The organism is Microcystis flos-aquae FACHB-1344 (assembly GCF_014698375.1).
GTDB classification, from domain to species: Bacteria; Cyanobacteriota; Cyanobacteriia; order Cyanobacteriales; family Microcystaceae; genus Microcystis; species Microcystis aeruginosa.
In genome coordinates, this window is sequence record NZ_JACJSW010000073.1 from 12173 (window position 1) to 35441 (window position 23269).

The 23269-nt window shown below is 42.0% G+C and carries 30 protein-coding genes and 2 pseudogenes; 15 read left to right on the forward strand and 17 right to left on the reverse strand.

Annotated elements, in window-relative coordinates; genetic code table 11:
• Positions 1-475: 475 nt before the first annotated feature.
• On the forward strand, positions 476-598 hold the full coding sequence (locus tag H6G48_RS26780; RefSeq protein ID WP_277925597.1) for a hypothetical protein: 123 nt from the start codon (positions 476-478) through the stop codon (positions 596-598).
• 6 nt (positions 599-604) lie between these two features.
• Here the strand turns inward: H6G48_RS26780 and H6G48_RS05515 are convergent, their stop codons facing one another.
• Positions 605-1573, reverse strand: a complete 969-nt coding sequence (locus tag H6G48_RS05515) for an endonuclease/exonuclease/phosphatase family protein (RefSeq protein WP_242034538.1) — start codon at positions 1571-1573, stop codon at positions 605-607.
• Positions 1574-2145: 572 nt separating this feature from the next.
• On the opposite strand from H6G48_RS05515, the gene H6G48_RS05520 reads away from it, so the two are divergent.
• The 3 genes from H6G48_RS05520 (at position 2146) to H6G48_RS05530 (ending at position 4554) form a co-directional block, all read left to right on the forward strand.
• A complete protein-coding gene (locus H6G48_RS05520; RefSeq protein WP_190719898.1) occupies positions 2146-2424 on the forward strand; it encodes a type II toxin-antitoxin system RelE/ParE family toxin in 279 nt (92 codons plus the stop codon).
• Positions 2425-2470: 46 nt separating this feature from the next.
• Positions 2471-2782, forward strand: a complete 312-nt coding sequence (locus tag H6G48_RS05525; RefSeq protein ID WP_190719901.1) for a HigA family addiction module antitoxin — start codon at positions 2471-2473, stop codon at positions 2780-2782.
• Between the two features lie 335 nt (positions 2783-3117).
• Positions 3118-4554 carry a folate/biopterin family MFS transporter gene (locus H6G48_RS05530; RefSeq protein WP_190719903.1) on the forward strand — a complete coding sequence of 479 codons (1437 nt, stop codon included), beginning with the start codon at positions 3118-3120 and terminating at the stop codon, positions 4552-4554.
• Between the two features lie 58 nt (positions 4555-4612).
• On the opposite strand, the pseudogene H6G48_RS05535 reads toward H6G48_RS05530, so the two are convergent.
• The 6 genes and pseudogenes from H6G48_RS05535 to H6G48_RS05560 all read right to left on the reverse strand — a co-directional run bounded on the left by H6G48_RS05535 (position 4613) and on the right by H6G48_RS05560 (position 6443).
• Positions 4613-4888, reverse strand: a pseudogene (locus H6G48_RS05535) (type II toxin-antitoxin system YafQ family toxin).
• Complete coding sequence (locus H6G48_RS05540) at positions 4882-5166, reverse strand: type II toxin-antitoxin system RelB/DinJ family antitoxin (protein WP_190719906.1); 285 nt, start codon at positions 5164-5166, stop codon at positions 4882-4884. Before H6G48_RS05540 ends, H6G48_RS05535 begins: the two are co-directional and overlap by 7 nt.
• A gap of 175 nt (positions 5167-5341) precedes the next feature.
• Positions 5342-5563, reverse strand: a complete 222-nt coding sequence (locus H6G48_RS05545) for a type II toxin-antitoxin system HicA family toxin (RefSeq protein ID WP_147071578.1) — start codon at positions 5561-5563, stop codon at positions 5342-5344.
• Positions 5563-5808, reverse strand: a complete 246-nt coding sequence (locus H6G48_RS05550; protein WP_147071580.1) for a type II toxin-antitoxin system HicB family antitoxin — start codon at positions 5806-5808, stop codon at positions 5563-5565. The genes H6G48_RS05545 and H6G48_RS05550 overlap by 1 nt, the downstream gene beginning before the upstream one ends.
• 105 nt (positions 5809-5913) lie before the next feature.
• Entirely contained in the window at positions 5914-6102 is a 189-nt protein-coding gene (locus tag H6G48_RS05555) for a hypothetical protein (protein WP_002766800.1), read from the reverse strand.
• Positions 6103-6104: 2 nt separating this feature from the next.
• Complete coding sequence (locus H6G48_RS05560) at positions 6105-6443, reverse strand: hypothetical protein (RefSeq protein WP_012264431.1); 339 nt, start codon at positions 6441-6443, stop codon at positions 6105-6107.
• A 142-nt stretch (positions 6444-6585) separates the two neighbouring features.
• On the opposite strand from H6G48_RS05560, the gene H6G48_RS05565 reads away from it, so the two are divergent.
• On the forward strand, positions 6586-6885 hold the full coding sequence (locus tag H6G48_RS05565; RefSeq protein WP_002763657.1) for a type II toxin-antitoxin system Phd/YefM family antitoxin: 300 nt from the start codon (positions 6586-6588) through the stop codon (positions 6883-6885).
• A 135-nt stretch (positions 6886-7020) separates the two neighbouring features.
• Here H6G48_RS05565 and H6G48_RS05570 read toward each other — a convergent pair whose 3' ends face one another.
• Positions 7021-7746, reverse strand: coding sequence for a PEP-CTERM sorting domain-containing protein (locus H6G48_RS05570; RefSeq protein ID WP_190719909.1), 726 nt, complete (start codon positions 7744-7746; stop codon positions 7021-7023).
• Positions 7747-8164: 418 nt separating this feature from the next.
• Between H6G48_RS05570 and H6G48_RS05575 the strand changes: the two genes are divergently transcribed.
• Positions 8165-10336 (forward strand): glutamine synthetase III family protein, encoded by a 2172-nt coding sequence (locus H6G48_RS05575; protein WP_190719912.1) that lies wholly within the window; start codon positions 8165-8167, stop codon positions 10334-10336.
• A 105-nt stretch (positions 10337-10441) separates the two neighbouring features.
• Positions 10442-11911, forward strand: coding sequence for a carotenoid oxygenase family protein (locus tag H6G48_RS05580; protein ID WP_190719915.1), 1470 nt, complete (start codon positions 10442-10444; stop codon positions 11909-11911).
• 44 nt (positions 11912-11955) lie between these two features.
• Here H6G48_RS05580 and H6G48_RS05585 read toward each other — a convergent pair whose 3' ends face one another.
• The 6 genes from H6G48_RS05585 to grxC form a co-directional block, all read right to left on the reverse strand.
• Entirely contained in the window at positions 11956-12831 is an 876-nt protein-coding gene (locus H6G48_RS05585; protein ID WP_190719918.1) for a Tab2/Atab2 family RNA-binding protein, read from the reverse strand.
• A gap of 254 nt (positions 12832-13085) precedes the next feature.
• Positions 13086-14105, reverse strand: a complete 1020-nt coding sequence (locus H6G48_RS05590; RefSeq protein WP_190719921.1) for a glycosyltransferase — start codon at positions 14103-14105, stop codon at positions 13086-13088.
• A gap of 171 nt (positions 14106-14276) precedes the next feature.
• Positions 14277-14603 carry a DUF3593 domain-containing protein gene (locus H6G48_RS05595; protein WP_190719925.1) on the reverse strand — a complete coding sequence of 109 codons (327 nt, stop codon included), beginning with the start codon at positions 14601-14603 and terminating at the stop codon, positions 14277-14279.
• Positions 14596-14907 (reverse strand): DUF2499 domain-containing protein, encoded by a 312-nt coding sequence (locus H6G48_RS05600; protein ID WP_190719928.1) that lies wholly within the window; start codon positions 14905-14907, stop codon positions 14596-14598. The genes H6G48_RS05595 and H6G48_RS05600 overlap by 8 nt, the downstream gene beginning before the upstream one ends.
• 136 nt (positions 14908-15043) lie before the next feature.
• Complete coding sequence (gene gshB, locus H6G48_RS05605) at positions 15044-16024, reverse strand: glutathione synthase (RefSeq protein WP_190719930.1); 981 nt, start codon at positions 16022-16024, stop codon at positions 15044-15046.
• A gap of 15 nt (positions 16025-16039) precedes the next feature.
• The gene (grxC, locus tag H6G48_RS05610) at positions 16040-16300 is read right to left on the reverse strand and encodes a glutaredoxin 3 (protein WP_002803525.1); all 261 of its coding nucleotides are present in this window, start codon (positions 16298-16300) and stop codon (positions 16040-16042) included.
• Between the two features lie 471 nt (positions 16301-16771).
• Here grxC and H6G48_RS05615 point away from each other — a divergent pair, with 471 nt between their 5' ends.
• Entirely contained in the window at positions 16772-17212 is a 441-nt protein-coding gene (locus H6G48_RS05615) for a hypothetical protein (RefSeq protein ID WP_061430501.1), read from the forward strand.
• Here H6G48_RS05615 and H6G48_RS05620 read toward each other — a convergent pair.
• Positions 17209-17496: a YggT family protein gene (locus H6G48_RS05620; RefSeq protein ID WP_061430502.1), complete on the reverse strand. Its 288-nt coding sequence runs from the start codon at positions 17494-17496 to the stop codon at positions 17209-17211. The genes H6G48_RS05615 and H6G48_RS05620 overlap by 4 nt on opposite strands.
• Before the next feature lie 507 nt (positions 17497-18003).
• Between H6G48_RS05620 and H6G48_RS05625 the strand changes: the two genes are divergently transcribed.
• From H6G48_RS05625 to H6G48_RS26070, 6 genes are all read left to right on the forward strand, one after another.
• Positions 18004-18204, forward strand: coding sequence for a hypothetical protein (locus tag H6G48_RS05625; protein ID WP_002770256.1), 201 nt, complete (start codon positions 18004-18006; stop codon positions 18202-18204).
• Positions 18191-18619 carry a PIN domain-containing protein gene (locus H6G48_RS05630; protein WP_190719933.1) on the forward strand — a complete coding sequence of 143 codons (429 nt, stop codon included), beginning with the start codon at positions 18191-18193 and terminating at the stop codon, positions 18617-18619. The genes H6G48_RS05625 and H6G48_RS05630 overlap by 14 nt, the downstream gene beginning before the upstream one ends.
• Before the next feature lie 725 nt (positions 18620-19344).
• Entirely contained in the window at positions 19345-20322 is a 978-nt protein-coding gene (locus H6G48_RS26065; RefSeq protein WP_242034539.1) for a hypothetical protein, read from the forward strand.
• A 114-nt stretch (positions 20323-20436) separates the two neighbouring features.
• The gene (locus tag H6G48_RS05640) at positions 20437-20697 is read left to right on the forward strand and encodes a hypothetical protein (RefSeq protein WP_190719937.1); all 261 of its coding nucleotides are present in this window, start codon (positions 20437-20439) and stop codon (positions 20695-20697) included.
• Positions 20698-20702: 5 nt separating this feature from the next.
• On the forward strand, positions 20703-21110 hold the full coding sequence (locus H6G48_RS05645) for a type II toxin-antitoxin system VapC family toxin (RefSeq protein WP_190719940.1): 408 nt from the start codon (positions 20703-20705) through the stop codon (positions 21108-21110).
• A 1016-nt stretch (positions 21111-22126) separates the two neighbouring features.
• Positions 22127-22555, forward strand: coding sequence for a hypothetical protein (locus H6G48_RS26070; RefSeq protein WP_242034540.1), 429 nt, complete (start codon positions 22127-22129; stop codon positions 22553-22555).
• A gap of 83 nt (positions 22556-22638) precedes the next feature.
• Here H6G48_RS26070 and H6G48_RS05655 read toward each other — a convergent pair whose 3' ends face one another.
• Together H6G48_RS05655 and H6G48_RS05660 are read right to left on the reverse strand one after the other, a co-directional pair.
• Positions 22639-22857: a type II toxin-antitoxin system HicB family antitoxin gene (locus H6G48_RS05655; protein ID WP_190719943.1), complete on the reverse strand. Its 219-nt coding sequence runs from the start codon at positions 22855-22857 to the stop codon at positions 22639-22641.
• A complete protein-coding gene (locus tag H6G48_RS05660; RefSeq protein ID WP_190719946.1) occupies positions 22844-23011 on the reverse strand; it encodes a type II toxin-antitoxin system HicA family toxin in 168 nt (55 codons plus the stop codon). Before H6G48_RS05660 ends, H6G48_RS05655 begins: the two co-directional genes overlap by 14 nt.
• A 43-nt stretch (positions 23012-23054) precedes the next feature.
• On the opposite strand from H6G48_RS05660, the pseudogene H6G48_RS05665 reads away from it, so the two are divergent.
• Positions 23055-23269 (forward strand): annotated as a pseudogene (locus H6G48_RS05665) (PEP-CTERM sorting domain-containing protein); the annotation flags it as partial.

Consider the following 23269-nt stretch of genomic DNA (forward strand, 5'->3'; position numbering starts at 1 on the left):
TCCGTCATGACTTTATGACGATAACGAATTTTATTCTGACTTTTGGTAGAAATTGCTACCGTTTTCTCAGTTATCAGTTATTTCAGCGGTCAGCCTTGAACTACTTCTCGCTCATAATTGGGCTGTTGAACTGTCTTTTTTCTGGCAGATTCAACAATCCTGATTTCATCAGAATATTTTCTACCTTGCTAGGGATTACTAGGGATGTAATCTGGGATAAAGTTAAGTAGGTAGGTGTTAAAAGTTGTCAGAGTAACCTTTAGGGTGGTTGGGTTTCGCTTAAACAAGCGACTTGAGCTATTTTCGACCCAGTATTGTTGCGCTCAACCCAACCTACGAGCGATGCGATCGCTGCGCTTTTTTCTGGCTTGAGATTTTGAGTTTTACGGCAACTGCTTGAGTTTTTTTGAATTACCTCTTGACAATCAAGACAGTCGCTACGAGGCGATGCGATCGCACTTATCAACTTCAATGAATGAGTAAGGTGCGTTCCCAAAAGTCGCTCGGTGGAGTGGTAGAACTGACCTTAGGGAACGCACCCTACGGCTACGGCAATAGCGATCGCATCGCTGTTGCGATCGCTATGAACCTGAGCTAAAACAAGCTACATCACGCGTAGTTTTGCAATCACTGGACGATGATCAGATACACCTGAAGGCAGTGTGATGACCTGATCAACCCTGACATTTTGGCTGACGAAAATGTGGTCAATGGGAATTTTTAGAGCTTGTTTCCAATGATCGAGATGGGATAGCGATCGCGCTTCGTCAGTATAAAACCAGGTTGGATTTAGTCCATGCCCTAGATTGACACTGCGTAATCCTGAGTTAATGATAAAGTTGCGAAAATAAATCGACCAGGAGGTGAGGTTAAAGTCACCCATTATTACGGTAGTGATTGACTGCTGTGCTGCATAGGCTGCCAGGGCCACCATCGCCTGGTTACGATTGATAAAGTTAGGCATAGATATAGGGGCAAGGGGATGGGCAACAACAACCCGAATGGGGTGTCCTGTCACATTAACGCTTGCGAATAGGCTATGGTGGCGGGTTCCCAAGTTGTCAGTCGTCGCCTCTGTAATGGGATAGCGGCTAAATAAACTCAGTCCGCCTCCCGTTGCGCGGTAATAGTAAGGATAAAGATCCTGCACATTGTCTAGTAGCTCTGCTGCCTGCTCCTTGAACGGTTCAACTAACCCGAATACATCTACGGGATTTGCCCGAACCAGGTCAGTCACGGCACTGGTCTCCCATAGTTGGTAGTTGACGTTGTAGGTCATTACAGTCAATGGGAAACCACCAGTTCTAGCATCTCGCAACCTCGGAACATACCAGGTACCAATTGTGCTGGCATAAAACCCCAGTCCGACAGCTAACGTGATCATCAATTTCCAGCGCGAAGGGCGGAACCTGGGTAAAAACAGAGCCAACAGCAAGATCAAAGTCAAGCCCGCAAACCAAAGATAGCCTGTCCCCAAAATCTCAAAAAACCATAGCTTATACCATACTCCAGGGGTGAAGCTGATTAGCAACAGGCTAAGTGCCATCGACCACAGCAAAATACTGGTCAGCATAACATCTATTGAAAATCCAATGACTTTGTCACCGGGGACTAACCAGATATTATACGAAAACTTTCCACACATCACCCCCAATACACATTTTTTAAAAAATCTTTCTCTATATTACTCTCAAATAGAGCGATCGCAAGAAAATTTCCCGACAACATGACAATGAGCCTGTTATGCCGATTAGCACATTTTTTTATGAACCCTCCACCACTACCAGAGCAGCGATCATACTAATGTAAGAAATAGATGATCTATCCCCAATTAAGTGCTAATCTGGCAGAGGATATTAGATTACCTAGACTTATCAACTTCAATGAATGAGTAAGGTGCGTTCCCCAAAATCTATCGGTGGAGTAGTAGGACTTGCATTAGGGAACGCACCCTAGGGCGATAGCGATCGCACTAGAACCCCTTTTGCTTTCATAGTAGTTTGAGCCTTGACATTTGTAACCTTCCACATTACAGTGGAGTTGTAACCTACAAAGTTACAAAAAATATATTTATGTATAAGATTAAACTGTCATTAAACTGTTATAGACCAAGATTTAATATGAAATATAGTAGAAATCCATTGAATGATACAAACTTTTAGAAATAAGGCATTAGAAAGATTATTAAAAGAAGGTAATGCAAAAGGTATACCCAAAGATTTAGAAAAAAGAATAAGGAGAAGACTTGAAGTGATAGATTCTGCAACAGCTATAGATGACCTTAGAATACCGGGTTATGATTTACACCAGCTTAAAGGGGATAGAAGAGAAACTTGGTCAATAAAGGTATCAGGTAACTGGCGTATTACTTTCACATTTAGAAATAATGATGCCTACGATTTAAACCTTGAAGATTATCACTGACTATAAGGAAAAACAAAGAGTTTTGATTCAAACAGGAAAATAATTTATGAAAGACTTACAAGATATTATTAATGGGAGGCAAATAAGACCAGTGCATCCTGGAGAGGTCATTTCAGATGTGCTTGAAGATATTGAAATGACTCAAACAACCTTTGCTGAGCTTCTCGGTGTGTCTCGGCGCACTGTTAATGAAATTATTCAAGGTCGAAGACCAATCACGGTAGACATGGCCATTCGTATTGGGAAAACCTTAGGGAATGGTCCTCAACTTTGGCTCAACCTTCAGCAAAAGGTTGACATCTGGGATGCGATACAAAAGCATAAGGAAGAATATAAAAAATTGCCAACGATAGCATAACGGGATACATCTATCCTGGCTTGCTAGCTAAGTTTAAATTGTGATATGAACTCTTACCTGTCGAGATAAGAGTTCATATAGCATTCTGCTGAAGATTTGACAGATAAGCATTTTTTCCAGAATCTTTCCCTATATTACTCTCAAATAGAGCGATCGCAAAAAACTTTCCCCATAACACGACAATAAGCCTTTTATGGGGAAATTCAACTAAAACCCTAAAACCCAATACCCAACCGCCAAAACCTAAAGCTCAACAGCCAAACCCTAACAGCTAACGCACCGATCGAGCGCTCAATCATTATTATAGAGACAGTAACAAATATTTATGAAACTTCATGCTTATTAATCGCCTTGGCATCGATCGCGGGAAAAAATTCCTTAAAGAGACTATCTTGTTCGGAAATGACCCTAATCCCGAATTAATTGGCATTTTAGGGGTTTATTTCGTGCAGGGCATTCTCGGACTCTCCCGATTAGCGGTTAGCTTCTTTTTAAAAGACGATTTGGCCTTGAGTCCCTCCCAGATGGGGGCATTAATCGGAGTGGCGGCGATTCCTTGGGTGATTAAACCAGCTTTTGGCTTTCTTTCGGATGGTTTGCCTATTTTCGGCTATCGTCGTCGGCCCTACCTAATTTTATCGGGAATTCTCGGGGTTTTAGCTTGGTTAGCCCTAGCCACTGTGGTGGAGAATGCTTGGCAAGCTACGGCGGCGATCCTGCTTGGTTCCCTTTCTGTCACCATTAGTGATGTCATCGTCGATTCTTTGGTAGTAGAAAGGGCGCGCAAAGAGTCCTTCACTCAATCCGGTTCTCTACAGTCCTTAACTTGGGGAATATCGGCGTTAGGCGGCTTAATTACGGCTTATCTGGGTGGTTGGTTACTCGCACACCTCGGTACTCGTCCCGTCTTCGCTCTCACGGCTATTTTTCCCCTGATTGCCTCAGCCATGGCGTTTTTAATTACAGAGGAAAAAATCAAGAATAATGATGATGCACAATCCACGCCCAAAGTCAAGGAGCAAATCGGGCAATTATGGTCAGCCATTAGACAAAAATCAATTTTATTACCCACTGCCTTTATTTTCCTCTGGCAGGCTACTCCTAGCGCCGATTCTGCCTTTTTCTACTTCACCACCAACGAGTTAGGATTTGAACCAGAATTTTTAGGACGAGTGCGCTTAGTCACCAGTTTAGCCTCGATCCTGGGCATCTGGGTATATCAAAGGTTTTTAAAAGCGATTTCCTTCCGTCTAATTTTGGGTTGGAGTACGGTGATTTCCGCGCTTTTAGGGATGACTACCCTACTCTTAGTTACCCATACTAATCGAGCGCTCGGTATTGACGATCATTGGTTTAGTTTGGGGGATAGTCTCATCCTCACCGTCATGGGACAAATTGCCTTTTTACCGGTCTTAATTTTATCGGCCCGTCTTTGTCCCGTGGGCATTGAAGCATCTCTATTCGCTTTATTAATGTCCATCTGGAATATGTCAGGATTAGTTTCCCAAGAAATCGGCGCTTTATTAACCCATTGGTTGGGCGTCACCGAAACTAATTTTGATCATCTTTGGTTATTGGTAGTGATTACTAATCTCTCCACTCTCCTACCTTTACCCCTAATTAAATGGCTACCTTCTACGGATCCGCAATCTCAGGAAGTCAAGAAAACTTTTCCCCCCGCAGAAGTCTTTGAACATCATGTTACTGGTTCTTTAGCTGAACCAGGTTTTATTCCCGAACTTGTCCCCGAATTAATCGAGACAAGAGATTGACAGTCCAGAAAACGGGTTTCTCAAAGAAACCCGTTTTCTAAGGGAATGGTTAAGAAGACTATTTAAACAGATCCGAATGAGTCCCAGTCCGAACGAGTGTTAAGCTTTCCTCATCTCGCTCAATCTTGTAGAGCAATAACCAATCTGGCTCGATATGGCACTCACGATAACCGGACTAATCTCCAACGAGATTATGATCTCGGTATCGCTCTGGTAGTATTTGTTCTTGCACCAGGAGTTCCACTACAGTTTTTAACTTTTCCAAGTCTTTACCCCGTTTTTTCATCTGCCTCAAATCGCGTCGAAAGCGGGTGCTTTCCTGTGGGGTTAACATTCCCCTGTATCCTTGTTCCAATCCTCGAACATCTGCCCGACGCTACTATAACGCTTAAGACGCTCAGGATGTTTTTCTACTTCTTCAATGGCGGCGAGCGTTTCTGTATTAGGAATTTGAACATCAAAGGGAAAACCTTGATGAAAATCGACATCAGATAAGGCTGGATGCTGGATTTTTTGTAGGAGAAGCTGTTGTTCTTCGTCAGTTAAGGAAAGGATAATTTGAGCAAGGGAATCAATTAGTTTAGTATTGATTGCAGCAGCAGCTTGACTCATGGTTAAACAAATGATTGGGAGTTAATTAATTATTTTAATCTAGTTTAGCACGAGTTAGCACCCCCTAGCGATCGCCTCTTATTCCAGAAAAAGGTTTTCTCAAAGAAACCCGTTTTCTGCCATCTTCATCTTGCTCAATTGAGAACGGTTTTTAACTTTTCCAAGACAGAATTGTTTAACGTAATTTTTCCCATTCTTCTCTACTAATATTTGCTTGTTGTAAAATTTTAGCCAGCAAGCTTTTACTGATATCTCCTTGGTGTGGATTAGGAATCCAGATTTTTAATTTTCCCTGCACCATATATTGATGATTTCCTCCTACCAGAGGACCAGAAAATACCAGCTTTCTCAACTGGCGAATTAACTCTTTCCTTTTGATGGGGGCAAAAGGTGGCATCAGGCGATTTTTTGTTGAGGGGTTAGATTGATACCTTCAACAATCGGTAACTGATGCTGTAAGCGCAGTCCTAAAATAAGCCAGCCTTCCAAAACTTCCTGTAACTGTTCCTTAGTAGCTTCGAGAGTTGTTTCATTAGCATATACTCCCTCAAATCCCGGAATTTCTCCATAAAAAGTTCCGTCTTCTAGAACTTCATAAGTTGCCAGTTCCATTGCTTGTTTTAGATATTTTGTTAGCATCATTGACAGGAATAAAGCTCGGTGATTGTCTCTAAGATTGTCGATTTGATGATCAGTTGTTTTGAACCTGGCGATAATTTTGCCCTGTTTCTCCAGAAAACGGGTTTCTCAAAGAAACCCGTTTTCTAGGTTTTCTAGCTGCTGTCTTCGTCTTTGACGATTTTCCGCTTCTAAGCGACTAATCGCTTCTTCTAATTGTAATCCAACTAATTCCATCTCTTGACAATTGCGGTGTGCTTTTGCCAAAGTTTGCTTAAGTTGATCAGAATCCCGGGGAAGCTGAGGAACAAAATCCATATTTAACTCCATTCAAGTTTAACTTCTTCGACACTACGCATCAAGGCAGGAATCCGCACTTGGGTTGTCTTAATGACTTCTTCTATAAATCTTAGCAAATCAGGAGAAATCATCGGTTGAGATTGAGCGGCACGAATTTCTAAGTTTGATAGCTGAGAAAACCGAGATTCTGCTTGGAGGGCAATTTCTGTGAGTTGCTCTAAACTGTCTAGGGTTTCTGCTGTTTCACCAAAACGGTTTAAGATGGCAAATTCTACAGCTTTAGATTCGTCAACAATGTCTAATAGCCTATTTTTCAGATTGATGATCAGTTGTTTTGACTCTGGCGATAATTTTGCCATTTTTCTCAGCTTACCATACTGGCCAATCTACTGATTCCAGTCTAGCGATCGCCCTAAGTCCAGAAAACGGGTTTTTTAAAGAAACCCGTTTTCTCAGTTGATGAAATAAGCTAAAATCGAATCAACTCGTTGCCATCGCCTTATGTTTTCTATCCAAACTACCTACACTCAAGCTCAAGAAAATTTAGCGAGCCTTCTGGATCGACTGGAAAGCGAGAATAGTATGGCGATTATTACTCGCCCTGGTCATAAAGATATGGCACTATTAAGCGCAGAGGAATTAACTGGCTTATTAGAAACCGTTTATCTTTTGCGATCGCCTGCGAATGCGAGAAAGTTATTGGCAGCACTGGAACGTTCAATGGAGAGGGACGTTCAAACAATACCGGGACAGACAGTTACAGAACTTTGTCAGGAGTTAGGAATTGAACGCCAAGAGTAGGGCAATTGTCTTTGACAGTCAATTTCGAGAAGATTTAAGATGGTGGTACAAAACAGATAAAAAAGCTGATTAAGAAAACGGGTTTCTCAAAGAAATCCGTTTTCTTCCTTTTTCTTCCCAAAGAAATCCGTTTTCTCAGTTCAAATGGCGCTTAAATGCCGCTGCTGTTCCCAGTAAGCCTAAAGCCAGCAAACCTAAGCCAGAACTTGATTCAGGAACAGGAACAGGAACAGTCTGGGCAAAGCGAACTTCAGAGAGACCAATAGGCCCTGGTGCTGTCCAACCAACGAACCAATTGTTTGCTACATCAATTCTAGCATATTGGGCTTGAATTAAAGGAAAGGAAAAGATTGTCGCTGGTATGTTAGTTGCCGTACCTTCAGGTAGTGTTAGGGTTCCTGATACATAAACTGGACTGCTAAAGTCGGAGTTATTGGAGAGAATTAGTGTGAAATCCTTGATTCCGCGATCAGTAGCTGTGGTATTAAAAGCGTTGTAATTCCACAAAGCCAAGGTATCTAAGAACACAGAACTGCCAAAATCAAAATCAAGATTGACATCAGCAGGAGTCGTCCCGCTTTCTAAACGTACTCCCCAGAAATTAGAAAAATCGCTACCTGCGACGTGCTGTTGCTGCAAAGCGTTTCCAGGTCCAGTCAACCCATTGCCGTTGGCAGTGTTGACTAAGGCTCCAACGGTGGGAGTAGCAGAGCCTGCATTAAGCGTTAAGGTTGGAGTCGGATTGTAGATGATCGGCAGCGCTTGGACGGGGAGGATAGTCAGTCCAGCGATCGCGCTAACTGTGCCAGCGAAGACAACACCAGCCAGAGAGAGAGATTTGAAGTTAGTTGTAAAATTCATGGGCAATTTTGGGCAAATTCCACCAGCATTTTACTCCCCCCCCCCGATTTTGTCAAATATCGCTTTTTTATCGATTGCATAGATGTATAGAGTTTTATCTCCAGAAAACGGGTTTCTCAAAGAAACCCGTTTTCTCAGTGCGATCGCCTGTGGAAGATCGGGTTTGGGATATTTGTAATGTTTGATACAAAGCTCTGGATTATCTGTTCTTAAGATGAAGGCTGGTGTTGCTAATTGATCGGAAAAGAGGCCGGCGCAAGCAGATAAAAACCGCAGAGAAGCTTGTGCCGTGGGATCAAAATTATTAAGCGGAGAATAGCCTCTGACCGGAATTCAACATCAAAGTTAGTAGGAAACTTGTCATCGCCTAAGTAAAGTAACCCTTCATCCACGACACAACACAATAGGAAAAATACTTATGAGTTATGGAACGCGTGTTCAAGCTATCTCTCAAGTAACGGATCGTAAACCCCTACCTAGCAAAATTCCTCAGCGTTTAGAGGCCCTCTGGGCAACCGATGTGTTTACCCTGAGCAAAATGCAGGCCAGTCTCCCGAAAGACGTATTCAAGTCGGTCAAAAACACGATTTTAACCGGGGGAAAATTAGACGTTTCCATCGCCGGTGCGGTAGCGGCAGCGATGAAAGATTGGGCCACGTCCAAAGGGGCGCTGTACTATGCCCACGTCTTCTATCCGATGACTAACGCCACCGCCGAAAAACACGATGGTTTTATCTCCGTGCAGAGCGATGGTTCGGTGATCACAGAATTTGCGGGCAAAGTCTTAGTACAGGGAGAACCGGACGGGTCCTCCTTTCCTAACGGCGGCCTTCGCTCCACCTTTGAAGCGCGGGGTTACACCGCTTGGGATGTCACCAGTCCGGCCTACGTCATGGAGACCGATAATGGTGTAACCCTGTGTATCCCCACGGTTTTCATCTCTTGGACAGGAGAGGCCCTCGACAAAAAAACGCCGCTTTTACGCTCGATTTCATCGATGAGTAAAGCCGCCACCAGGGTGCTTAAACTATTAGGACATACGGAAGTCGCCCCCGTTAACTCCAGCTGCGGTGCTGAACAGGAATATTTCCTAGTCGATGCTCATTTTGCCCATAGTCGCCCCGATTTACTGCTCACCGGTCGCACCCTATTTGGTAAACCCGCCGCCAAGGGTCAACAGTTCGACGATCATTATTTTGGCGCGATTCCCGAACGGGTTCAGGTGTTTATGCAGGAAGTAGAGGAAAGAATGTATCGCCTCGGCATTCCGGCCAAAACCCGCCATAATGAAGTCGCTCCAGGACAGTTCGAGATTGCCCCCTTTTTCGAGGCGGCCAACGTGGCCAGTGACCATCAGCAGTTAATTATGACTTTGCTGAAAAGTACGGCTAAAAAACACGGTTTTGTTTGCCTACTGCACGAAAAACCCTTTGCGGGAATTAATGGTTCGGGAAAACACGTTAACTGGTCCGTCGGCAACGCTACCCAGGGCAATCTGTTAGATCCGGGCGATACTCCCCACGCTAATATGCAGTTTTTGTTGTTCTGTGGGGCGGTTATTCGTGGCGTTCACAAGTACGGGCCGCTTTTACGCGCAGTGGTGGCTACCGCCAGCAATGATCACCGTTTGGGGGCAAATGAAGCTCCCCCCGCCATTATTTCGGTATATTTGGGCAGCCAGTTAGAAAAGGTATTCGACCAAATTAGCCAAGGACAAATTGAGGGTTCTGATGCCCCGGGGTTGATGGATCTCGGTGTCGATACCCTGCCGGTATTCCCCAAGGATCCTGGCGATCGCAATCGTACCTCTCCTTTTGCTTTTACGGGCAATCGCTTTGAATTCCGCGCTGTGGGTTCTAATCAGTCAGTTTCCGGGCCGCTGGTGGCGATGAACACGATTCTAGCGGATTCCCTGACTTGGGTGGCGGATAACTTAGAAAGTCGGATGAAAGCAGGGGAAGACCTCAAGACTGCTGCCGAGGGTGTTCTCAAGGAGATCATGGACAAACACAGAAATGTGATCTTCGGAGGTAACGGATATTCCCCAGAATGGCACAAAATGGCGGTAGAAGAGCGCGGTTTAGCCAATCTCCGCACCACTGCCGATGCTTTACCCGTGCTGAAGGCTGATTATATCGAAGAACTGTTTGCCCGCATGGGTGTGCTTACCCCCGTTGAACTGGAAAGTCGTTTCGATGTCTATGCAGAACAGTATTTACTGGCCATCGAGGTGGAGGCGAAACTGGTGGTAAGTATGGCTAAAACGATTATTTATCCCGCTGCCGTTCGCTACTTGTCGGAATTGTCTTTGGCGATCGCTAATGCGGCGGCGATCGGCATCGAGATAGATAAGGAAAGCGCCCAAACCGTCTCGAATCTAATTAAATTACTGATGGACGGCGTTAGCAAACTGAGTGCGGCCATGGCTAAAGACGATTTTGACTCGATCGAGGAACATATGCAGTATTCCGCTCAAACGATCCGTCCCTTGATGGATAAGGTGCGCGAATATGCTGACACACTGGAAGGGGAAGTGGCCGACAATTTCTGGCCGCTGCCTACCTATCAAGAAATGTTGTTTGTTAAATAACATGACGGCAAGGAGGGGGTAAATAAATGATTAGCTACCCCCTTCTTTTTAGCTCTGGTAGTTTTAAGTTATGTTAAGAAAAGTAAATACAAACGTAAAACTACCATGGTATTAACTCCGACAATTGGCGAAAAATCCTATAATCGTCAGGATTGGCAAAAAGGCTATCAATCCCAACCTAACGAGTACGATTACGAGGTAGAAGACATCGAGGGGCAAATTCCCGCCGATTTACAGGGTACAGTCTTTAAAAACGGCCCCGGTTTACTCGATATCGCTGGCACTGCGATCGCTCATCCCTTCGATGGGGATGGTATGATCAGCGCGATTAGCTTCAATCAGGGGCGCGTACATTATCGTAATCGTTTTGTTAAAACCGAGGGTTATCTCCGGGAACAGAAAGCGGGAAAACCCCTTTATCGCGGTGTTTTCGGCACGAAAAAACCGGGGGGAATTTTCGGCAATGCTTTTGATTTGCGTCTGAAAAATATTGCTAATACTAATGTTATCTACTGGGGTAATAAATTACTGGCACTTTGGGAAGCGGCCGAACCCCATCGCCTCGATGCTAAAACCCTTGATACTATTGGTTTAGACTATCTCGATGGTATCTTGGAAAAAGGTGATGCTTTTGCCGCTCATCCTCGCATCGATCCCGCTTGTATCTTCGATAATCATCAACCATGTCTGGTAAATTTTGCCATTAAAACGGGTTTGTCTAGTTCAATTACTCTCTACGAAATTAGTCCCACGGGTAAGTTATTACGTCGTCATACCCACAGTGTACCGGGCTTCTGTTTTATCCACGATTTTGTTATTACTCCCCACTACGCTATCTTTTTCCAAAACCCGGTTGGTTATAATCCTTTTCCCTTTCTTTTTGGGTTAAAAGGTGCGGGGGAATGCGTTATTAATCAACCGGACAAGTTAACTAAGATTATTATTATCCCCCGGGAGCCTAACAAAGGAGAAGTGAAAGTTTTAGAAACTCCATCGGGTTTTGTGTTCCATCATAGTAATGCTTTTGCACAAGGGGAGAAAATTTATATCGATTCTATTTGTTATCAATCCTTACCACAACTGGATTCAAATAGCAGTTTTCAATCGGTAGATTTTGATAGTTTAGCTCCAGGACATCTGTGGCGATTTACACTAAATTTATCAGAAAATACCGTTACAAGAGAATGTATTCTAGAGCATTGTTGTGAATTTCCCAGCATTAATCCTGCAAAAGTTGGTCGAGATTACCGTTATTTATACATCGCTGCCACTCATCATGCCACCGGTAATGCTCCTTTGCAAGCAATCTTAAAACTGGACCTATTAACGGGAGAAAAACAATTACATTCTTTTGCTCCCCGGGGATTCGCAGGTGAGCCAATTTTTGTGCCTAAACCCGATGGAATCGCTGAAGATGATGGTTGGTTATTGGTAGTTACTTACGATGCAGCCAATCATCGATCGAATATGGTAATATTAGATGCTAAAGATATTACTAATTCCCTAGCAGTTATCCATCTTAAACACCATATTCCCTACGGGTTACACGGTAGTTGGACAGGACAATGTTTTTAAGTTAATTCTGTGGGGGTGGATTGAAAACCCACCTTTGCTAAACTTTACTCTTGAGAGCCTTCTTGTAATAGCCAAAAACCAGCGAAGGATTCCGATTCAGGGTTAGATTGAACGGCTAAAAAATGCAGATTATTGGCTTTTTGTTTAGCTTCTTCAAAGTTTTTAGCTTCCTTTAAAGTCTCGGTATTAGTGACGTTGACGAGAATCCAGCTATCACTAGCACCCGTTTCTAAACGTAGCAGAGGACGAGAACCAGTTTCTAACTTTAAATAGGCCATTTCTAACCCTGACATCCAACCAGCTAAGGGTAAAGCGCGGGGAGAAAAAATAACTAAACCGGGGATTTTTAGATTCTCATCTAATCCCATCCCTAGTATAGGCAAATTTTCTCCGAAGCTAATATCCCAATCTTTTAAATCATTAAAAGAAGACAATTCTAGCGTGACAAAAGCCCATTTATCTGCCTTATCTCCCCGGACAGCATCGGGAAGGGGAACAGCATTTAAAGGGGGATAATTAACGGAAGCAGTTTTAGTTAAATTTTGATCATAACCAACTTCTTGGGGATAGAAATTAACCATTCTTTCTTCTATCCATCTCGTTAAAGCATGAGTGCGACGACTAGGGGAAGCGGGAACACCGATATCCTCGCAAGCTTTGCTAATCATGTTATTCATCTGACGACGGAAAAAGCGAATTTTTTTGGGACTTACCCCCGCTGCCTTGATAGCTGCAGTAATTGCCTCTCCTAACCATTGGGAATTAACCATCGTATTAGGACAATAACTGGCATATTTAAATATTGTATCGGAGGAGCGATCGATTGTTGCCGGAGTTTCACAGATTAATAATTCCCATCTTTTTTTATTATTTTCATCCACCACCGGCCGCGAATAAAAATCAAGTTCCCAAATAGTCATATTTTTTTCAGTTATCAGTTATCAGTTATCAGTTATCAGTTATCAGATTTGAGTTTTAAGTAGGTGGGTGGAATTAAATATAAGATGAACGTAGGTTGGGTTGAAGCATGAAACCCAACACCCGCTCATGTTACGCTACCGCTAACCCATCCTACAAATAATTGTGCCTCCCTATTTAAGTGTGCAGTATGTATTAAGTGGGCAGTATTAAATAGCAGCTTCCTACTGTCTTTTTACTGATTACTGTTTACTGTTCACTGTTCACTGAAAAATCCCCTATTCCCGACAACAGTACGAACGCGGTAGATGGGACGTTTTTGGGATTCATGGTAAGTTCGCATCAAAATTTCTGCCAAAAGACCAAAACAGAGTAATTGTACCCCAGTTAAAAAGAATAACACGGCCAGGATTAACAAAGGTCGATCGCCGATTTCTTGTCCGAAACCGAGTTTGAGAATAGTCAGATAAGTGCCTAAAATAATCCCCACTACCATCGATAACAGTCCGTAGAGTCCAAAAATGTGCATCGGACGGGTGAGGAACTTTTTCATAAAAAAGACAGTAAATAAGTCCATAATCACGCGAATTGTGCGACCTAAACCATATTTACTCTGTCCGAACCGTCTAGCGTGGTGATTAACGGGAATTTCGGTTATTTTTGCCCCTTCAATAAAAGCCAATGCGGGTAAAAAACGATGTAATTCCCCGTAGAGATTCATATCGGCGACTAATTCGGCTCGATAGGCTTTCAAAGAACAACCGTAGTCGTGTAATTTGACCCCTGTTACCTTGCCAATCAGCCAATTAGCTATTTTTGAGGGTAAAAGCCGTTTTACCCGGTCATCTTGGCGATTTTTGCGCCAGCCACTCACGAGGTCATAACCTTCCTCTAATTTGGCCAATAATAGGGGTATATCATTGGGATCGTTCTGTAAATCGCCGTCGAGGGTAACAATTATCTGTCCCGTGGCATAATTAAATCCGGCAGCCATGGCGGGGGTTTGTCCGTAGTTGCGTCGCAATATTACCGCCTTGAGATCATCGCGATTTTTAGCTAAATTAGTTAAAACCTCGGTGGAACCGTCCTTAGAACCGTCGTCAACACAGATTATCTCGTAGTTAATTTGATAAGAACGCAGAATCGTGGCTATACTCTCGACGAGATGGGGAATACTGTCCACTTCGTTATATATGGGAACCACTACCGATAAAGTCTGGATAGCAGCCTGTGGGTTTGGTTCGTTGACACTGATGGACGGTGTAATCGGGGACATATTTGACTGACGCGGGGACGTTTTGGGGCGATTGTATCACAATTCAGTGATCAGGAGATAGGAGACAGGAGACAGTATTCAGGAGTCAGTATTCAGGAGATTATTTTTATTTATTCTCCCCTCTCCGGCGCTCCCTTCTCCCCACACCCCACACCCCACACCCCACACCCCTTATCCCTGTTCACTGTTTACTGCTCCCCGTTCCCCTTTCTCTGTTTGCTTTTTGGCTAAAATTGCCTGACGAAAACCTAAGACGACGAGAATATTGGAGAGGGTGAGGAAAAATTCGGCGCTGCCGTGTAACCAATCGACGTTGGCTAATTCTTGACCATAGTGGATTTTGGCGTAGATACCGGCAGGAATGGTGATAAAAACGAAGATTAACAGCACATAAAAGCCAATTAAGGCTAAAAGGGGCATTTTTCCCGAACGAGTGATCAACCAAAGAAACCCCAGATAGGGAAACAGGGAGATGGCAAATAAACTCTCTTTATTCATTGTTAACGCTAATTTTACTGGAACGCCACAGCCACCAACCGGCAGCACAGAGGGTAAAATTTCCTAAGACAGTCATGGCTGCCTGTAGGGTGACTAACCAGGATAAGGCACTGATATTATCAAAAAAATGCCATGTACAGGCACACATTGCCCCAATTAAAGCGGGTAACATTCCCCAAGATAACATTCGCCACGATCGATCGCTACTGACGTCGCCATAGGTCCACACTAACCAGATCGCCGCTATCCATTCTACGACACTCGATACATGAACCATCCAGGTCGGTATTGATAAAGCATTCATTTTTTTTACAGGAGACAGTTATCAGTTATCAGTTATCAGATTTGAGTTCTTATCTCGTTCCCAGGTTCTACCTGGGAACCCTTTGTTCAGGTTCTACCTGAAGGATATTTTAATAAAGAGCCTTAAATATTGTGTGTCAAGACAGAGCCTTGGCACAAGCAAAATTTTCTAGCCATTGAATTACCTGTTGACCTAAGCTAACATTGTTTAATCGATCGATCTCGCGAATGCCGGTGGGACTGGTGACATTAACTTCGGTGAGGTAGCCACCAATCACATCTAATCCGACAAAATATAGGCCATCTTCTCGTAATTTTGGGGCTAAAGTGGCACAGATTTCTAATTCTCGAGCGGTGATTTCTGTTTTTGCTACTCGTCCACCCACTGCCATATTACCGCGAAATTCTGAACCGGTGGGAATGCGATTAACTGCCCCGATGGGTTCACCATTGAGGACAATAATGCGTTTATCTCCTTCTTGGGCAGCTGGTAAATAATCTTGAATCATTACCGGTTCTTGTCCCCATTTTGTGCTAATTTCAATCATTGAATTGAGATTGCGATCTTCGGGACTAAGAAATAAAATTCCCTCCCCTGCTTTGCCCCCCAAAGGTTTCATAACTGCCGCCCCTTTTTGGTTGACAAATTCCCTAATTGTCGCTTTATCTTGGGAAACAATTGTGGCGGGCATTACCTGAGCAAAGTGAATCGTATATAACTTTTCGTTGGCATGGCGTAAACCCCTAGTTGAGTTAATTACTTGAGTTTTTTTGGGGTCGATCAGGTCTAATAAATAGGTGGCATAAAGATAGGCAATCGTCACGGGTGGGTCTTTTCGCATCCAGACAAAATCGAAGTTTTCTAGGCAGGTAAAAACTGTCTCTTGTCTTTGATACCATTGAGATGCAGCCACCCAATGATTATCTTTTAACTCCACGGGAACCAGTTCAATTTTAGTTAGTTTTGCCCAAGCTTTTCCCGCAATCGCACTGAGATCAGTGATGGAAGTCATCCAGATTTCATGACCTAATAATTGGGACGCTTCCATGATAGCTATACTGGTATCATGGCCTGGATCTAGATACTCGATCGGATCGATAATAAAGGCTAGTTTCATTAATAGTTTTTATCCTTAATTCTGCAACAGGGGAGCTAAACCACCACTTCTATCTAAAGCATAGATGTCATCGCAGCCCCCGATGTGTTGATCGTTTATAAAAATCTGTGGTACACTTGTACGACCATTGGCTCGATCGGACATTTTGGCTCGCGCTCTTTCATCACCATCGATACAATATTCGGTAAACTCCACCCCTTTTTTCTTGAGTAATGCTTTAGCGCGGATACAGAAAGGACAGGAACTCCAAGTATAGATCTCAACATTAGCGGCCATAAAATTTATCTCCCTTCTTTACATATCTTAAATTTTAGCCGATAACCGAGCAGTGATCTTCCTTCAGGTCAGAAAACGCCAATTAGGGCGATTCCACTGATATATTGCTTGTATTTCCCATTCTTCACCGTTTTGAAAGCGAATACGGCAACTAACAGGGCGAGAATCATCCTCACTTTCATTTACGGCGTTGTCAGATCAGAATAGGTAAAGATGCAATGCAATCCTTGCTATCAAAGTAATTTCAGTTCCGGTGCTGATTCGGAGCATCTTTCAATTTGACAACGCCTATTGTAGGGCTAATTCATGAATTAGCCCTACACCTATTACCTCACAGGTAAACCCGTCGCAACTATCGGGAGCGTCTGTGGGAATCCATTCCCATGAGAGTCCTAAAAAAGCTGATTTCAAAGGGTGACGATCCACGATAATCTAAGTATTGGGGAAATCATACCGTAAAATCACTCATCTATGACACCACGCTCGCTCACCGTTTTGCTCCTTTCTGTTCTTTTCTGGCTGTCTAGCTGGCTTATCATCCCTATTGCTCAAGCTTTGACCCCAATTCAACTATTAGATGTATCTTATAAAGACTGTCCCCCCGAATTAGCCGAGGGGAGTGTCACCAGTGGGGGAACCAGTTTTCCGGCTAATTGTTTTTTAATCACCGGCAAAGCTAAAAATAATTCTGGAAAAACCGTCTATGATGCCGATGTTTTTGGTCGGATTTACGATGCTAACGGGGAACCGGCTTTACAAAATCGTAGCCGAGTCGGGGCAATTCCAGAAGTGCCGCCGGGGATTAGTGATTTCGAGATCAGAATTTCTGTTTCTACCAATCAACCAACCCCCTTGCGACTGGAAAAATTCAAAGCTTCCGGTTTTACCAGTAGTGTGGATCCGCGGATTTAGAAACTGCTACTGACCAGACTGCTGGCCCCTGTGGCTACGACACTCTGAACAACGTTGAGCAGCAGGAAAGCGAGGATCGGGGAAAAGTCCATCCCGCCTAGGGGTGGGATAATCGAGCGAAAGAGGTTTAAATAGGGATCGGTAATCGGACTGAGAAAAGACATAATCTGATAGGCCCAACCGGCATTTTGGAACCAAGTCAGTAAAACCCTAACAATTAGGATTACCGAGTAAATTTGCAGGAAATTGTTGATTATCGTCAAAATAAACCCTATATCGCTCATAAATAAATCTTTCCTCAAGGAGGCGTGATGGTTAGTTTAGCTTTGATCTTACCAAAAAAATGGTCTTTAGTTACTCTCTCCGCCCTGTCTTACTGGTTTTAACCAGCTATCGGCTTATCCCTAGGTAAATCCTTTCAGGAGTGCCATTATACCAGATATTTTCTCTCTGCTCGATTTATTTAATAAGCTCTGCTGATGAATGAAAAAAAATAATAAACGGAACTTATAACTATTCGCCTCTACAATCTAAGCATTATCCCTAACCAGTGCTAAATTTTCTGACATCCAAGCTTGATTAATAGTTTTGGTGTCTTTAGAGACAGTTTTCTCCACTATTCGCTTACTTATCAACTTTATCTAACTCGAACTAAGTTTTGGGTGGATTCCCTATCGACTCTGTACCATCTTTAACACCGATAATTTTAGTCAAAGATGTAAAAAAGGAAGATCATGATTGTGAGAGCGTGTAATTAGTATAATTAAAGTAAAAATCATTCCAATGTAGCCATGATTAAAAACATTAATGTAACTGGACTTAAACCTGAACAAATTCAGCAGATACAGGTACTTATTGCCGCATTTAAAGCTCAAAATCAACTCAATCAAAGTGAACCTGAAATTGATATGATTGAATACCTGTTGGAAAATCCTATAGAGGTTGATAATTTAGAATTTATGAAACGAGAAGAAATTTATGACAGAACTTAAAAATCATAGTTGTTTTGTTGATTCTAATATTTGGCTTTATGCTTTTTCCACTGATAAAAAAGAAGAAAGTAAAAGAATATTGGCAAAACAATTAATTAAAGAAAAGTCCATCATTATCAGTACCCAAATAATTAATGAGGTTTCTTGTAATTTACTTAAAAAGCATAAGCTTGATGAAGAACAACTGTTTCAATTAATTGTTTCCTTTTATAGAAAATATCAAGTTATCTCATTTAATCTTGATATTTTTGAATCTGCATCTAATCTGAGAACTCAATATCATCTATCATTTTGGGATAGTTTAGTGATTGCTTGCACTTTATTTTCTGATGCAAATATTTTGTATTCAGAAGATATGCAAGATGGTTTAATTGTTGATAAAAAATTAACTATTATTAATCCCTTTAAGCAATAAAATTATTTTACTGGTTAATGATGCTGTCTTTAACATCTCTAAAACCAGTCCTAACGGTACAGTTGTCGGCACAATTAACACCACCGATGCCGATAACAACCCCTTAACCTACAATATCACCGCAGGTAATCCTAACCTCGATGGCGACGGTATCTCCGCCTTTACCATCAATAATAGCGGCCAAATTGCCATGGCTGACTCCGATGACAAGGCTGTAGTCATCTCCCTACCCTAAGTAGGTAGGCACAATTATTTGTAGGATGGGTTAGCGGTAGCGTAACCCATGCGGGCGTTGGGTTTCATGCTTCAACCCAACCTACGTTCATTTTATATTTAATTCCACCCACCCACTTAACTAAGGGACTTGCGCTTTGATAATGTACCTTTTGGGCGAACGCAGTTCGCCCCTACATTGTGGACTAGGTAAATCCTTGCAGGAGTGCCATTATACCAGATAGTTTCTCTCTGCATGGTTTATTTAATAAGCTCTGCTGATGAATGAAAAAAAAAAATAAACGGAACTTATAATTATTCGCCTCTACAATCTAAGCATTATCCCTAACCAGTGCTAAATTTTCTGACATCCAAGCTTGATTAATGGTTTTGCTGTCTCTAGAGACAGTTTTCTCCACTATTCGCTTACTTATCAACTTTATCTAACTCGAACTAAGGTTCGGGTGGATTCCCTATTGACTCTGTACTATCTTTTTCACACGAGGTATATCATGGCTATCATCTACGTTAAATCCGGTTCTACTGGTAATGGTTCCGCTTGGAATAATGCTTATGGTAGTTTAGCAAGTGCGCTAACTGCGGCACAAGCTGGCGATGAAATTTGGGTGACTGCGGGTACTTATAAACCCACTACAGGAACAGACAGGAATGCAACCTTCACCCTAAAAAATAATGTCGGGATTTATGGCGGATTTGCCGGAACAGAAACTGCTGTTGATTCGGTTTTTAGTCGAAATTATGCTAACCGAGGTAGTGGTGGCGCGGTTTTCAATAAATTGATGAAACTGTGTAAGAAAATCAGTAACGTTTTAGGCTTGATTTCTGGAGTTACCCTTGCAACTGCTGGAATGCTTCTTGTTAATTCTAATCCTGCTTCAGCTTCCCAGTTATGGAATTTTACAATTGGAATTGGTAACAGATTTTCTGCGGGAACTTTTACAACTAACGATTGTAACAATTTTACAAGTCAATGTTTTGTTACGGGGATTACAGGGATAGATGCGTGGGGAGATAGTATGTTTCAAGTGCCTCCACCTGGCTTGATTCCTGAGATGGGAACTCCAAGCATTAATAAAAATTATTACCTCAAATATTATGATAATTTACTACCGCTAACCTATAACGGAATTGTTTTTACCTCTCTGAATAGTGAAAGATACATTCTTTTTAATTGGAATTTATTTTTTGATTCTACTAATCAAAAGTATTATCTTTGGCAACAAGCAAAATATTTATGTAAAGGTACACCTATAAGTTATAACTGCTCCAAAGGTTTTTCGGGCGATGATCGCTATACTACACCAATAGCTTACTATAATTATTATAATGGTGAAGTACAGTTCCAATTTTCCCCAGCTAACCCTCCCCCACCACCGCAGTCTGTCCCCGAAGGCGATAACGTGATTGGTTTACTTCTCCTTGGGGGATTTAGCTTAAAACGGGTGATTTTTCGGTTATTGAAGCAGTAAACTTTGATTTAGGATAAATTGGGGACGTAAGCGATTGCGTTTGCGTCTCTTTGTTAATAATTCAAAGACAAGCTAGAATTTTAGTAAGACAACGTTAATCTCTAAGGTTTATCAATGACTCAAATATTGCTCGAAATTCCTGATGAATTAATATCTCGTTTACAAGAACAAAAATCCTCGGTTCAAGAGATTGTCATCAAAGCTTTGGAAAATTATATTCAAACTAAATTACCAGATATTACTAAAACTCGCACTTGGGAACTTTGCGGAAGTTTAGAAATTAACCAACCTGAACCTAAATATATTATCGGACAAGATAATCATGGTCAAGTTGTTACTAACTACGCTGAACACATTGATGAAACTCTCTATTAAAATTTGTGACTAAAGAAATTATTGTCGATACTTCTGCTTTAATTGCTTTTTTTATTAAATCTGAAACTCATCACGAAACCGCTCAAAATTATTGCCTAGAAAATCCTCATAATAGTTGGATTATTCTAGAATCAGTATTTGATGAAACGGTTACTTGGCTCCGGAGTAAGGTTTCCAGTAAAGCCTCAATTCAAGTAGGTCAAATACTAAGAGAAGATCATCATTATATTAATCTATCAGATAGTGACGATCTGGCAACATGGGAGGCTTTCTGTAAATACAATGATAAAAAATGGAGTTACACAGATTGTTCTATTTTAGTTATGGCTCATCGCTTGCAAATATTCGAGGTATTCGCTTTTGATGATCATATTCGTCAAATGGCAGGATTAGGAATTATTTGTGTACCATAAACCAATAAAAATACAACCTCGCTAATGTTAACCTCGTTTCCTTCCAACTGAAACTGTATGAGGATAATAATGGGACAGTTGGTAATGAAATCACAGGGAACAATCCTATTCTCGGTAATAGCTTCTTTGCCGAAATCCTAGTCGGTGATATTCGTACCAATGCAGCTGGTTTAATCATTAACTCCCTTGACTTTGGTTTTGCTGCGGATGTTGCTCAAAATATCAATAACTTTGCTGATATTAGCAATGTTAATAGTCCTTTAATTACCTCTAATTTCCCCCTATTCCGAGGCGGTACTTTAGATAATACTAACGGATTAATTGATAACCTAAGCGGTGGTGCAGTCCCCGAAGCAAGTCAAGGTACAGCGATTGGTATTAATCAACTTTCTCGCTTTGGTTTACTCCGATTTAACGTCGTTGGAACGCGGGATAACTCCAACCTAACCGTCACCTTTGATCCTTCCCAAATTGGTTTTGCTGATGGCACATTTGCTGATCCTAATGGTACTTTAAGCTTAACCCGTAATATCATTATCAATGATGCTCCCATCGTCGGTACTATTAATAACGTCAACCTAGCAGAAAGAAGCGCAGCAGGTACAGTAGTAGTAGCCGGTAACTTAGTCGAAGCAACTGACGACGCTTACGGACAAACTCCTACTTTTAGCCTCAGTACCTCTCCTAAAGATGGTTCAGGAAATAACCTTTTTGCCATCAATTCTACTACTGGTGAAATTACCCTAACTCAAGCGGGTTTTAATACCATTGACTTTGAAAGCGGGGTAATATCCTATCAATTAGGAGTCAAAGCAACCGACGGTTATAAACTCTCTACGGAAAAGACATTTAACGTTAATATTACCAACGTTAATGAAGGGACAATCGTAGTAGATAAAAACGCCATCACCTTCGGGACAAAACTCTCCCAATACCGTACAGGTGCAACCGATAGCCTTTTTGTCCGTCCCAACTTTGCTGACAAAACCCAATACATTGATAGTACTAATACCGCAGTGGGAACTAACGATGTACTCGCCATTGCTGGTATTACTATTAATGCACAAAATGTCACCACAGATGCCAATTTTGCCAATGGAGACATACTGCTAAACCCCGGACAAACTCGACGTATTGCTTTAGCATATACACCCAAAGCAGCGCGAGAAAACTTCAATTTGGCTAACGGTTTAGTCATCAACAGTAATGCTCAAAACAATTCCGCTTTGAACATTCAACTAACAGGAAAATCAACCTTTAACAGTGATATTTACTACGATGGACGGGGGAATTTAACCGACTTAAACACCTTACAACGTCCAGGATTATTTGGTAGTATTAGTGGACAAACTAACTATGATCCTACTGCTGATATTACCGGAGATGGAAGAATTAATCTGGCGGAATTAGTTCCCTTCAATTCCGAATTTGGGTTAGTTGTTTAGATTAACTCTGTAGGTTGGTTTGACCCAAGGAAACCCAACCATTCCGGTTAATTACAATAGGTTTTGATGGGTTACGAATTGCGCTAACCCATCCTACAAAATAAAGGTTCAGGTAAGGGTTCATTATCTGCTTGATAAGCAATCATTAGCGATTCTATAGCTTCTTTTCCATTAGCGACAGCTTCCTCATAAGTATCTCCATGAGTACGCCAATATTGCCCTGGAAAATCAGGCAATGCAACCAAAAAACAATTGTCTTCATCAGACCATTGAATCACCATGGGATATTTAATTTGTGCCATTTTCTTGATTCCTCTTACCTTCTTTTTCTTGATACAGTTTGGCATCGGTACTGTATTTTCCAGAAACAGTAACTTTACCAGAGTACAGATGATGTACCCAGTTAGTGTGACTTCCCTTGCCAGGTTTTTGAATAAATCCTGCTTTGCGTAGCATTTGTTTTAACTCGCTAACTTTTTTAACTCAGGAGAACTACATTATGTCTAGTCTGACTACTCAATTTAACCTCAAAACTGATAATAGTGGCCTAGCGGGAACTATTATTAATAGTCCTCTTCGTTTAGGGGATAGATTTTTTGTAGAAATTTTAATGGAAAATAGTGATATTAATCCGGTCGGTATCACTAGCAGTGCCATTAATTTATCCTTCGATCCTCGCTCAATTCAAAACATCGACAATCCTTTCACTCCCTT